This window comes from Heyndrickxia sp. FSL W8-0496, from assembly GCF_038007825.1.
Taxonomy (GTDB): domain Bacteria; phylum Bacillota; class Bacilli; order Bacillales; family Bacillaceae_C; genus Heyndrickxia; species Heyndrickxia oleronia.
The window spans coordinates 2086358-2098467 of sequence record NZ_JBBOXX010000001.1; the positions used below are offsets into that span (position 1 = coordinate 2086358).

Below are 12110 nucleotides of genomic sequence, written 5' to 3' on the forward strand. Positions count from 1 at the left end.
ACACATCAGGGGGAGAAGAGTTGCAACAGAAAATATTCGTTATCGGATTAGGTCTAATTGGAGGTTCGGTTGCTTTAGCAATTAAAAATGAGCACCCAAATACTACAATTATCGGCTATGATCGGGATGCAGAGATAGCTAATCAGGCAAAAATTTTAAAAGTAATCGATGATATGGTAGAGAGCATCAAACAAGGTGCCATTGATGCCGATTTCATTATTTTGTCTATTCCAATCTTTGAAACGGAAAAAGTAATGGAAGAATTAGCATTATTGCCATTAAAACAAAGCGTTATTATCACCGATACAGGAAGTACAAAAAAATCAATTATGAAAAAGGCTGCATTATTTATTGAGAAAGGTATTTCTTTTATTGGGGGTCACCCGATGGCAGGATCACATAAAAGTGGAGTGGTAGCTGCCAAACGTTTGTTATTTGAAAATGCCTTTTACATGCTAACTCCACCCGAACATACAATCATGACGGAACAAGTGAACCAATTAAAACATTTATTAGTTGGTACAAAATCTAAGTTTATTGAATTAACCGCAGATGAACACGATGAAATGACCGGTATTCTTAGTCATTTTCCTCATATTATTGCAGCGTCATTAGTAGGGCATGCAAAAAAATATCAAGAGATCTATCCATTATTGCAAAGATTAGCAGCTGGTGGATTTCGAGATATTACACGGATTGCCTCCTCTAACCCACATATGTGGACTGATATATCTTTGCGTAACAAGGATGTATTATTACAGCTTATGTGTGAATGGAAACAAGAAATGCAGAAAATCGAACAAATGCTGATAGATGATGAATATAATAAAATCTATCAATTTTTTGCTAATGCAAAATCTTATCGTGATGGCTTACCCATACATACAAAAGGTGTCATCCATTCTTTTTATGATTTATATGTCGATGTACCTGATTATCCAGGGGTTATTTCCGAAATAACTGGGTACTTAGCTGAAGAACGAATAAGTATTACAAATATCCGAATTTTGGAAACGAGAGAAGACATTTATGGAGTATTGCGAATTAGTTTTCAAACAATCCAAGATCGGGAACAAGCGATGGTTTGTTTAAAAAATAGGACCAATTATGAACTATTCATACAATAAAAAAAAGGGGTGTTGCCGAAATGATCCATCTACAATCAAGAAAATCGGGATTGAATGGAACAATTGATGTTCCCGGTGATAAATCGATATCTCATCGAGCCATTATGTTTGGAGCGATTGCAGAAGGGATAACGACTGTAAAAAACTTCTTATACGGAGCAGACTGTAAAAGCACGATTGAGTGCTTTCGAAAGCTTGGGATCAAGATAGAGGAGCAGAATGGCGAAATAAAAATACATGGAAATGGTTTTGATGGCTTAAAGGAACCTGTTGAAATATTAGACGTTGGGAATTCTGGTACAACGACACGGCTTATTATTGGATTACTTGCTGGTAGGCCCTTTCATTCAGTCATCATTGGAGATGATTCCATTGCTAAAAGACCGATGAATCGTGTAACAGACCCATTAAAACAAATGGGAGCGGCAATATATGGCAGGGGAGGTGCGAATTATACCCCATTATCTATTGTAGGTGGTACATTGCATCCTATACAGTATAGGTTACCTGTCGCAAGTGCTCAGGTTAAATCCTGTCTTCTTTTAGCTGCATTGCAAACAGAAGGTGAAACGACAATTATAGAGCCTGCTTCTACGAGAGATCATACAGAAAGAATGATTAAACAATTCGGTGGAAGTTTAACCATTAATGAAAATACAATAAAGATATCTGGAAAACAAAAATTAGTAGCTTCAGATATTCAAGTTCCAGGGGATATTTCCTCTGCAGCCTTCTTTATGGTTGCTGCAGTGATAGTGAATGAGAGTAAAGTAATTCTTGAAAACGTTGGTTTAAACCCGACTCGTACAGGAATTATTGAAGTCTTACAAAAAATGGGTGCCTCCATTGAAGTAAAAGAAAATACTTTGAGTAATTTCGAACCATCAGGTACAGTGACTGTAAAAACGAGTAATTTACAGGGAATCGAAATCGGAGGTGAGTTGATTCCACGTCTGATCGACGAATTGCCAATAATTGCACTTTTAGCTACCCAAGCAAGTGGGAAAACGGTTATTAAAAATGCAGAAGAATTGAAAGTAAAGGAAACGAATCGAATTGATGCGGTTGTAAAGGAATTGTCTATTCTTGGAGCAAAGATTGAAGCTACAGAGGACGGAATGATTATTTATGGGAAAACACCTCTAAAAGGTGGAAAAGTAAAAAGCTATGGAGATCATCGAATAGGGATGATGCTAAGTATTGCTGCCTTAATTTGCCAAGAAGATGTATATATCGAAGGAGCAGAAGCAGTCAGTGTTTCCTACCCGAATTTCTTTGAACATTTACATTATTTAACAAAAAAATAAGAAAAAAATCTACAGGTCATCCTGTCATTTTCTCCTCCATCTAAACATAGCTTGTCTATATAGTTATTTGATGGAGGGGAAAGTATGTATATCATAGATAATGCAGATATATACTCTGAAGAAGCAAAAGACATTAAGCAGCAATCATTTATTATTAAAAACAATAGCTTCCATTCAATTAAAGCAACTAAGATGAAATCATCATTAATGAAAATGAATGTAGCGTCATTTATCATGACACCTACACATGTGATGCTAGACGAAAAACTCCCCAACACCTCGTTTCCATTACTAAAACAGTACTTCATTCAAAATTTTCTTCAAGAAGGTTGTCATACGATTATTACGTCTTTCGCCATTCAATATGAATTCCAATTTGATGAAGAACTACATAAAAAAAGAATAACATTACTCAATAGTCCTGTTGATTATTGTATTGCCATAAGACTACCATTAGAAAAACTATCAACTAGTTTGATTCGAAAGTGTAAAAAGGAAAAAATTGCCATAATTTTATTAGAAATTCAAGATGAATCTACTATAAACGATATTCCATGGGGTTGGATAAGAGAAGCAATGTTTCCTTATAATCCTATACTAGTACCGACTTTATTAACTAAAGAAGAGTCAAAAAGAAAATTGATCTTAAAACAATGGAATGATGTGTTAGGAAAAGAGAAAATTCCGAAACTTTCTAAAGAATTGCTGCAAAAAACCCCAATTTCAATAAAAGACTTAAAGAAATTTGGTTTATACCCTAAGAGAGGAGATTTGCATGTTGGGGGAGAAATCAATTATAATCTTTATTTTAAAAACGGGATAGTTGCTGAACAGAGTAAGATTCTTTATGATAATAGTAGATTAGCGATTATGGTACACAAAGGGCGAGTAATTACTACGGCGAATCATGTGGCATTTCGTCCAGGTTTCGGGGAAGAAATAATAATAAGAAGAACTTCCCTCTTTGTGTAAGAAAGGGAAAGAAAATGAACATACACGAAAATATAGAGAAAATGATTCAGTTACTAGAAAATGGAGATATGGATAAAGCAAAGGATCTTTTTCTTAAAATAAAAAATTCAAATAATGATGAAGAAAAATATTTAATAGCTGAGGAATTATTGCAATTAGGGTTTTTAAATGAAGCAAAGGAACTTTATGAACTATTACTTGTCTCATATCCAAATGAAGGTGAATTAAAAGTTTCATTAGCAGAAATACTCATTGAGATGGATAAGGAATCTGATGCAATTAGTTATTTAGATTCAATCCAAGAGGATGATCCTGATTATCCGCGAGCTTTACTAATTTTAGCGGATTTATACCAAATGCAAGGATTAGTGGAAGTGAGTGAGAATAAACTACGTCAGGCAAAACAGTTACTTCCAGACGAATCCATTATTGATTTCGCATTAGGGGAACTCTATGCATCGGAGGGGAAAAATAATGAAGCGATAAAGTTCTATGAAGAGCTTCTTAATAGAGGAAAAACTTTAATTGCAGGCGTGGATATAAATGGACGTTTAGCTGAAGTACTGAGTTCAGCCGGAAAATTCGAAGAGGCTTTACCTTTCTTTGAACGAGCCGTTGAAGAAAATAATGAAATAAATACATTATTTGGTTATGCATTGACCGCCTATCAAGCAGGATTTTTCAAAAAGGCTATCGAATTATTTATACAATTGAGAGAAATGGATCCTGAATATCATTCACTTTATTTGTATTTAGGAAAATGTTATGAAAGTGAAGAGGATCTAGAAAATGCGATGCAAGCTGTAAAATCTGGCATAGCAGTAGATGAATTTAATAAAGAATTATACCAATTTGGTGGAAAGCTTGCGTTAAAGTTAGGAGATGAGTCGCTTGCTGAAGAATATTTTCGACAAGCACTTGTTTTAGATTCAGGTTATATTGATGCTGCTTTAACACTAAATAAGCTTCTTCTTCACCAACAGCGCTATGAAGATGTCTTAGAAATTACATTGCAAATGGAAAAAGAAGGTGACATCGATCCACAATTACATTGGGATGCTGCAATCTCTTTCCAAGCTTTAGAACAATATCAAGATGCATTAAAACATTATCAGCAAGCATATAATGACTTAAAGAATCATTCAGAATTTTTAGCGGAATATGGTTACTTCTTAATGGAAGAAGGAAAGAGATCAGAAGCAATTGAAATTTTTCAAACACTTTTACATGATGATCCGTTAAATGAGGAATGGATCTCACTCTTGGAACGACTAGAAGATCATTAATCGCATATATTCATTATGCAGAGGAGGGATTACATTGGCTGCCACCCCTGTATCTGTCAACGAGAAAAAAGATTTTATACGCTGGTTTTTGAATCATTATCAATTAAAGAGAAGGGAATCAGTCTGGATCTTAAATTATTTAATGAGTCATGACCAATTAATGGAAAAGGTTCATTTTGTTGAAGAAGCGCAATTTTGTCCTCGAGGATTAATAATGTCTACCCATTGTGTTGATAATGTACCATTCCGATTTTATAAAGAAAATATTATGACTACTGATGCTGAAAAATCGTTTCATGATATTCGCTTAAATCGAGAGGAAGATATTTACATCCAGTTAAATTTCAAATCAGCTAATCTTTCTTATCAGTATGCCGCTGTGCTTGAAGAGAATCCATTTATGCCAAATTTATTACGCATAAATGATGAAGATCGTATAGTTGCTGAAAAATTTTTACAGGAAAGTATTCTAGGATTTCAACGGGAAAAATTATTAAAGGAAATTGATGAAGCTCTTGATAACCATGACTTAGATTCATTTAACAAATTAACAGAGCAGCTTAAACAATTAAATGTCGACTAGTTTCTCCTTGTTAATTTAAGAGGAGAAGGTTACTTTGGTAATCATGAATATTTCAGAACTTATATGATTTTTAACCAAAAATAATTAATAAAAAAGCTTGTAGACAAATCGTCTACAAGCTTTAATTATATTTATTAACATTAATATTTTAAAGTAAAGGAAGTGGTAGCAAATTGATAGCCTTTTGTTCTTTGATGAGCACCAACCGAATATGAACCTGGCCCAGGTAATGTTTCACTTACATAAACCACACCTGATGCAGGTATATTGTAAACCATCCTTCTCTTTATTTCTACACTACCTATTCCAAAAATTAATTCAACATTAGCACCTGGGGTTGCTGTAAGTTTTAAACCAACCCTGCATCCGCCACTACATGAAGTACTTGTTACACTAACATTAAACGCTGCATTAGGAGTAACTTGCTCGATATTAGCTGCTGATGCCTTAATTTCACCATAACCAACAATACTAAACACTGACAATAAAAGTACCGACAAAAACACTTTAAATTTTTTCAAATTTTTACCTCCAATTAATTATTTTTACAGGTAAATTATTACATATATTCAAAATTTATAAAATAGTCCATTAGTTCCATTTTTTGTATATTGAAATTTTTTGGGAAAATTTATAAATACAACATTAGTGTCAGAGGCAATAAATTGCATTGAACAATAAATGAAAATAAATACTAATACTTATTAATGAAAAAAAATATTAATGAATTCTACAATTTTTATTTGTTTTTAGTAAAATAGGAGTGATCTTTAAAATAGATTAATTAAATTTAAATATACATAAAGGAGAATTTATATGAAATGGAATGGTAAAGATATTGATCTTTATTTAAAGGAGAAGCAGTTTATTGATACCGCAGTCGTCCCCTTATTGCCCATTGCAATTGGATCAGAAATGAAACAAGCTGCTTCACAAGGTGAATTCATTGAGCTATTATCCTTACATTTAGAAAGGCAATTTAAAGGAAGATTGCTTCTATTTCCAGCTTTTACGTATTTAAATACATTGGAAGATCATCAAAAAATGGACATGCTTCTAAATTGGGAGATGAAATTGAAAGAAAGTGGTTTTGCCCATATCTTTTATATAACTTCTGATATCTCATGGAGGGAGCAAGAAAAAACAGAGGGGAAATTGATCTGGACACCTTCTATCCCGCTTGAACATATGGAAGAACAATATAAACATTCCATTTTAGAGGATCAAGTTAAACAATTAATAAATATTATCGTAAAACAATGGCAAACTATATAATAATTCGGATAATCGTCACATTGTTGACATGTTTTTAAAGTAGTGACATATTGACCTAGTTGAAAGATTGATATATCATGGTTATGTCCTAGTTTGTATTTGTGCGTATTATATTAATGTCCATTGGACTTACCTTACTGTTAGAGGGGGGAAAAGGATGAGCAAGAATCCTGTAACAAGACGTCAATTCCTTAGCTACACACTTACAGGTGTAGGAGGGTTTATGGCAGCTGGAATTTTAATGCCAATGGTTCGTTTTGCAGTAGACCCAGTTCTACAGCATAGAGGTGCTGGTGAGTTTCACGCTACGCCAAAAAAAGTAGCTGATCTGACAAATGAACCACAACGTGTCGTGTTTAAATATGAACAAGTCGATGCATGGTATAAGTCAGATGTAGAACAAACTGCATGGGTTTATAAAGATGATAAGGGCGAAATTATCGCATTGTCACCGATTTGTAAACATTTAGGCTGTAACGTAACATGGGGCGAAAACAAACAACATCCACATCAATTCTATTGTCCTTGTCATGGTGGACGCTATGAGCTAAATGGCAAAAACGTCCCTGGTACACCACCGTCTGCACCATTGGATGCGTATCCAACAAAGGTTAAGGATGGTTACTTGTACTTAGGAAAACCGAAAGAAAATCCATTTGTAAAGTAAAGGAGGCGTAATCATTGCTTAATAAAATCTATGATTGGGTAGATGAGCGCTTAGATATTACGCCTTTATGGCGAGATATCGCTGATCATGAAGTACCAGAACATGTAAACCCGGCGCATCATTTTTCAGCGTTTGTTTACTGCTTTGGTGGATTAACCTTCTTCATTACGGTAATCCAAATTTTATCTGGTATGTTTTTAACAATGTACTATGTACCGGATATTAAGAACGCTTGGGAGTCTGTTTACTATCTTCAAAATGAAGTAGCATTCGGTCAAATTGTTCGTGGTATGCACCATTGGGGAGCAAGTCTAGTTATTGTTATGATTTTCTTACATACACTTCGTGTTTTCTTCCAAGGCGCGTACAAAAAACCTCGTGAGTTAAACTGGATTGTTGGGGTACTTATTTTATTTGTTATGCTTGGTTTAGGTTTAACTGGTTACCTATTACCTTGGGATATGAAAGCGTTATTTGCGACAAAAGTTACATTGCAAATTGCTGATTCTGTACCATTAATAGGGCCATATGCGAAAGAACTACTTTCAGGACATCCGGATATTGTTGGTGCACAAACATTGACACGTTTCTTTGCGATTCACGTGTTCTTCTTGCCAGCAGTATTATTAGGATTAATGGCTGCCCATTTCCTAATGATCCGTAAACAAGGTATTTCTGGACCATTGTAAAATTAATTTCGCTATAATAATTGATTTAAGAAATTTTTGACTCTTTATAAGAAGGAGGGGGACATAATGCATCGTGGAAAAGGGATGAAATTTGTAGGGGATTCACGTGTTCTTGACCCTTCGGTTCGTAAAAAAATGGGCCCTAAGGACTATTCGGAATATCCAGGGAAAACAGAAGCCTTTTGGCCAAACTTCCTATTAAAGGAATGGATGGTCGGTGCTGTATTCTTAGTTGGATTTTTATGCCTAACTGCTGCACATCCAGCACCATTAGAGCGTATTGCTGACCCAGCTGATGCAGGTTATATTCCAATGCCTGACTGGTATTTCTTATTCCTTTATCAAATGTTGAAATATTCCTATGCATCAGGTCCATATAATATCATTGGACTAATTATTCCTGGTATTGCATTTGTAGGATTACTTTTAGCTCCATTTATTGATCGTGGACCACATAGACGTCCATTAAAACGTCCGTTAGCTACTGGATTTATGCTATTATCCATTGCGGCAGTCTTCTATTTAACTTGGGAAGCTGCGGCTCACCATGATTGGGAAAAAGCGGCTGAGCAAGGAAAAATTGTTGCGAAAGCAGATATTGATAAATCTTCAGAAGGCTACCAAATTATTTCTAAACAATCATGTATTACATGTCATGGAGAAAACCTTGTTGGTAGCCCTGCAGCTCCATCATTAATTGGTACTGGTTTAAGTGCTGATGAAGTTGCAAAAATTGCTAAAGAAGGTAAAGGCAATATGCCAGCTAATCAATTTAAAGGTTCTGACGATGAATTGAAAAAGCTATCTGAATTTATTTCAGGGTTAAAAGCTGAATAATAGAAAGAGATAAAGCTGGCGTTTTTGCCAGCTTTTCTTTCTATTTCAAGTCATTTGGGGAGTGAGAGGAAAGGCGGTACGTAATGAAGTTATTATATCCAATATTAGCGAATCGGTATATTTTGTGGGTGTTATTAATCGTAAATTTATTAGGGACAATTTATGGATATATATGGTATAAACCTCAATTTGATGTTACTCCGACAATATTCCTTCCTTTTGTACCTGATAGCCCTACAGCTAGTTTGTTTTTCACTCTTGTATTATTTGCGTTTTTATTGAAAAAAAATTGGCCGATCATTGAAGCTTTAGCAATCGTTACTTTATTTAAATATGGGGTTTGGGCCGTAGTCATGAACATTTTAACCTTAATTGTGACTGGAGAATTGCCATGGCAAGGGTATATGCTAATTATGTCACATGGAGCTATGGCAATAGAAGGGATATTATATTCTCCTTTTTATCGAATAAAGCTTAAACATATTATAATAGTAGCTATCTGGACCTTACATAATGATGTAATTGACTACGTATTTATGCAATATCCGAAATACGGTGCATTGGCAATCTATGTTCGGGAAATTGGATATTTTACGTTCTGGCTAAGCATATTATCGTTAGCAATCGGCTATTATTTCTCCGTTCGAAAAAATAGTCTTAAATTAACGATCTATTAATTAGTCCTATTTAAATTCAGGTCTAATCTTGTCCATCTTCTCATACACTTTATTAGTAGTTTGAGGAGGGACAAGGATGAAAAAAATATTAATCCTTCTATTTTCGCTTGTTTTTTTGACTTCCACTCATATTCGTGCGGCGGAAACTTCACCACTAGATAGGTTAGATAAAATTGCTGATGAAGCTTTACAAATGACAAAGATTGGCCGGTTTGAAGCTGCTAAAAAATTTCTTGAACAATTTCAAGACCAATTTATTGAAGAGACATCCTACGGCTCGATATTAACAATGGATGAATTAAAAATAGTCATGATGTCATATAATGATGCTATTCGTGCCATAAATAAAGTAAGCTTAGAACCTAGAGAAAAAATGGATAAAGTAACTACGTTCCGATTAGTGATTGATGCAATTAATTCTCACTATCAACCAATGTGGACAGAGTTACAGGAGCCAATTATGGGGGCATTTTCTCAAATTAAGGAAGCGGCTAAAGAGAAGGACCGAATGGCATATGAAGCAGCACTTACTATGTTTTTAGAAAAATATTCATTAATTCAACCAAGTTTAAAGGTGGATTTGTCCTTAGAAAAATTAGAAAAGTTAGATTCTGATATTTCTTTCATTGATAAGTTTAGAAATCGAATTATTGAAGATGACACACAGTTAGTACAATTAGATATTATAGAGTCGGATTTACAACATATTTTCGATAAATTATCTGAGGATGAAACAGATCCTTCATTATGGTGGGTGATTATTACAACAGGAAGTATTATTGTCATGACATTATCGTATGTTGGCTGGAGAAAATACAGAGGAGAAAAACATACGAAGCAAAAAGAGCATTATGATTGACCATTTCACCTGAATTGAATAAAATAATAGTAATATCATCGAGATATGGAGGAAACCAATGCAGTTTATTATTTACTATATTATTATTGCTCTTATTCCGATTTGGGCGCAGGTTAAAGTACAAAGAACTTTTAAGAAATATGCGGAAGTTCCAAATACTACTGGTATGAATGGAGCAGAAGTAGCTAGAAGAATTTTAGACGAAAATGGTTTATACAATGTAAAAGTGGTTGAACATAGTGGCTTTTTGAGTGATCATTATAATCCAATGACGAAAACGGTAAATTTATCTTCTTCAAACTATCATGGCAATTCTGTTGCTGGAGCAGCTGTTGCAGCCCATGAAGTTGGTCATGCTATTCAAGATAAAGAGAGCTATGGTCCGTTAAGATTTCGCCACTCCCTTGTTCCTGTAGCAAATATTAGTTCAAATGCTTCTTGGATTTTCATTATTATTGGATTACTCGCTAGTCAAACTTTTCTTCTAATTGGGATTGTTTTAATGGCTTTAGGGGTTTTATTTCAATTAGTCACACTCCCTGTAGAATTTAATGCCTCGTCAAGAGCAATGGATCAAGTTGTCTCATTAGGCATAATTAATAATCAGGAAGAGCATGATGCAAGAAAGGTGCTTAATGCTGCTGCATTAACATATGTAGCTGCTGCAGCTGTTGCAGTTCTTGAATTGTTAAGGCTGGTCTTAATTTTTACAAATAGAAGTGATGATTAAGAAAAGGAAGGCATGATAACATGCCTTCCTTTTTATACTTTGTGGAAATGAATTTAAACTTCAATGGGTTTCTTATTTTCATCAAGAGTAAAACCTTCTCCTAATACATCATGAACAATTGTAACGGAAACGAATGCATGTGGATCTACGGCATTTATCAATCCTTTTAAACGGACGACTTCATTTTTTCCAACAACACAATAGAGTACATCTTTTTCTTCCTTTGTGTAGGAGCCTCGCCCTTGTAGAACTGTTACTCCTCTTTCCATATCATTCATAATTAAATTAGCGATTTCATCATGCTTTGGTGAAATAATTAATGCTCCTCTTGCGGTATAAGCACCTTCCTGCATAAAGTCGATCACTCTTGCACCAACAAATACAGCGACTAGTGTATACATGGCTTCACGATAATTCAAATAGGTCAAAAGGGAAAGAGTGATGACACATGCATCAAATATGAACATCGTTCTACCCATGGCTAATCCTTTATATTTAAATATTAATCGTGCAATAATATCAACGCCACCTGTTGTACCACCATTACGGAAAATAATCCCTAGGCCAATACCAATAAATACTCCAGCAAATAAAGCAGCAAGAAACATATCATGCTCAAGTGGAATATTTAAATGCTTCCTTTGAAAGATCCATAGAAATATGGATGTTGCAATTGTTCCAATCACCGTATAAATAAATTCTCTTTTCCCAAGTAATTTCCAACCGATAATAAATACCGGAATGTTTAACACTAAGTTTGAATAGGAAGGATCTATGTTAAAAAGGGCATATAATAGCAGGTTAATACCGGTAAATCCACCTTCAGCAAGATTATTTTGCATATTAAAGTGATAGATACCAAATGAAAAAATAGCAGAGCCTAATAGAATAAATAAAATATTTTTTATTTTTAAACCACGAAGCATGTTGTTTCCTCCTGTCCTTTTGAGTATAGATTGTCCAAGTTATTCAAGAAAAAGTTAATAAAATCAAAATTAGCACAACGTTCTCATTATATAAAACGGATTTACAACTGGCAATGCTTGGTTCTAGAATAAATTAAAACATTTGTAAAAATTTTTTGTTTTAGCTAACATGAAG

At 34.3% G+C, this 12110-nt stretch carries 14 protein-coding genes; 12 read left to right on the forward strand and 2 right to left on the reverse strand.

Going from position 1 to position 12110, the window contains the following annotated elements; genetic code table 11:
- Positions 1 to 20 precede the first annotated feature (20 nt).
- The 5 genes from NST63_RS10550 to NST63_RS10570 all read left to right on the forward strand — a co-directional run bounded on the left by NST63_RS10550 (position 21) and on the right by NST63_RS10570 (position 5275).
- Positions 21 to 1127: a prephenate dehydrogenase gene (locus NST63_RS10550; RefSeq protein WP_341042040.1), complete on the forward strand. Its 1107-nt coding sequence runs from the start codon at positions 21 to 23 to the stop codon at positions 1125 to 1127.
- A 23-nt stretch (positions 1128 to 1150) separates the two neighbouring features.
- Positions 1151 to 2434 carry a 3-phosphoshikimate 1-carboxyvinyltransferase gene (gene aroA / locus NST63_RS10555; protein WP_212943544.1) on the forward strand — a complete coding sequence of 428 codons (1284 nt, stop codon included), beginning with the start codon at positions 1151 to 1153 and terminating at the stop codon, positions 2432 to 2434.
- Between the two features lie 84 nt (positions 2435 to 2518).
- Positions 2519 to 3406, forward strand: a complete 888-nt coding sequence (locus NST63_RS10560; protein WP_341042041.1) for a hypothetical protein — start codon at positions 2519 to 2521, stop codon at positions 3404 to 3406.
- Positions 3407 to 3420: 14 nt separating this feature from the next.
- Positions 3421 to 4692 carry a tetratricopeptide repeat protein gene (locus tag NST63_RS10565; protein ID WP_341042042.1) on the forward strand — a complete coding sequence of 424 codons (1272 nt, stop codon included), beginning with the start codon at positions 3421 to 3423 and terminating at the stop codon, positions 4690 to 4692.
- A 34-nt stretch (positions 4693 to 4726) separates the two neighbouring features.
- Complete coding sequence (locus NST63_RS10570) at positions 4727 to 5275, forward strand: ReoY family proteolytic degradation factor (RefSeq protein ID WP_212942869.1); 549 nt, start codon at positions 4727 to 4729, stop codon at positions 5273 to 5275.
- A 140-nt stretch (positions 5276 to 5415) separates the two neighbouring features.
- Here the strand turns inward: NST63_RS10570 and NST63_RS10575 are convergent, their stop codons facing one another.
- Positions 5416 to 5796, reverse strand: a complete 381-nt coding sequence (locus NST63_RS10575; protein ID WP_212942867.1) for a hypothetical protein — start codon at positions 5794 to 5796, stop codon at positions 5416 to 5418.
- Between the two features lie 295 nt (positions 5797 to 6091).
- On the opposite strand from NST63_RS10575, the gene NST63_RS10580 reads away from it, so the two are divergent.
- The 7 genes from NST63_RS10580 to NST63_RS10610 all read left to right on the forward strand — a co-directional run bounded on the left by NST63_RS10580 (position 6092) and on the right by NST63_RS10610 (position 11009).
- Positions 6092 to 6550 (forward strand): YpiF family protein, encoded by a 459-nt coding sequence (locus NST63_RS10580; RefSeq protein WP_212942864.1) that lies wholly within the window; start codon positions 6092 to 6094, stop codon positions 6548 to 6550.
- Between the two features lie 157 nt (positions 6551 to 6707).
- The gene (locus NST63_RS10585; protein WP_212942862.1) at positions 6708 to 7217 is read left to right on the forward strand and encodes a QcrA and Rieske domain-containing protein; all 510 of its coding nucleotides are present in this window, start codon (positions 6708 to 6710) and stop codon (positions 7215 to 7217) included.
- Positions 7218 to 7231: 14 nt separating this feature from the next.
- Positions 7232 to 7906 carry a menaquinol-cytochrome c reductase cytochrome b subunit gene (qcrB, locus tag NST63_RS10590; protein WP_058002373.1) on the forward strand — a complete coding sequence of 225 codons (675 nt, stop codon included), beginning with the start codon at positions 7232 to 7234 and terminating at the stop codon, positions 7904 to 7906.
- A 66-nt stretch (positions 7907 to 7972) separates the two neighbouring features.
- Entirely contained in the window at positions 7973 to 8743 is a 771-nt protein-coding gene (locus NST63_RS10595; RefSeq protein ID WP_071976094.1) for a menaquinol-cytochrome c reductase cytochrome b/c subunit, read from the forward strand.
- An 83-nt stretch (positions 8744 to 8826) separates the two neighbouring features.
- Positions 8827 to 9420: a DUF1405 domain-containing protein gene (locus NST63_RS10600; RefSeq protein WP_058002375.1), complete on the forward strand. Its 594-nt coding sequence runs from the start codon at positions 8827 to 8829 to the stop codon at positions 9418 to 9420.
- A 76-nt stretch (positions 9421 to 9496) separates the two neighbouring features.
- Positions 9497 to 10279 (forward strand): sporulation protein YpjB, encoded by a 783-nt coding sequence (gene ypjB, locus NST63_RS10605; RefSeq protein WP_251337181.1) that lies wholly within the window; start codon positions 9497 to 9499, stop codon positions 10277 to 10279.
- A 58-nt stretch (positions 10280 to 10337) separates the two neighbouring features.
- Positions 10338 to 11009: a zinc metallopeptidase gene (locus tag NST63_RS10610; RefSeq protein WP_071976092.1), complete on the forward strand. Its 672-nt coding sequence runs from the start codon at positions 10338 to 10340 to the stop codon at positions 11007 to 11009.
- 53 nt (positions 11010 to 11062) lie between these two features.
- Here the strand turns inward: NST63_RS10610 and NST63_RS10615 are convergent, their stop codons facing one another.
- Positions 11063 to 11935: a YitT family protein gene (locus tag NST63_RS10615; RefSeq protein WP_058002378.1), complete on the reverse strand. Its 873-nt coding sequence runs from the start codon at positions 11933 to 11935 to the stop codon at positions 11063 to 11065.
- Between the last annotated feature and the right edge of the window lie 175 nt (positions 11936 to 12110).

Coding starts and splice junctions, on each gene's coding strand:
- NST63_RS10595 (WP_071976094.1), top strand. CDS start 7,973: ATGCATCGTGGAAAAGGGATGAAATTTGTAGGGGATTCACGTGTTCTT.
- NST63_RS10615 (WP_058002378.1), bottom strand. CDS start 11,935: ATGCTTCGTGGTTTAAAAATAAAAAATATTTTATTTATTCTATTAGGC.
- NST63_RS10560 (WP_341042041.1), top strand. CDS start 2,519: ATGTATATCATAGATAATGCAGATATATACTCTGAAGAAGCAAAAGAC.
- NST63_RS10565 (WP_341042042.1), top strand. CDS start 3,421: ATGAACATACACGAAAATATAGAGAAAATGATTCAGTTACTAGAAAAT.
- NST63_RS10585 (WP_212942862.1), top strand. CDS start 6,708: ATGAGCAAGAATCCTGTAACAAGACGTCAATTCCTTAGCTACACACTT.
- NST63_RS10580 (WP_212942864.1), top strand. CDS start 6,092: ATGAAATGGAATGGTAAAGATATTGATCTTTATTTAAAGGAGAAGCAG.
- ypjB (WP_251337181.1), top strand. CDS start 9,497: ATGAAAAAAATATTAATCCTTCTATTTTCGCTTGTTTTTTTGACTTCC.
- NST63_RS10610 (WP_071976092.1), top strand. CDS start 10,338: ATGCAGTTTATTATTTACTATATTATTATTGCTCTTATTCCGATTTGG.
- NST63_RS10600 (WP_058002375.1), top strand. CDS start 8,827: ATGAAGTTATTATATCCAATATTAGCGAATCGGTATATTTTGTGGGTG.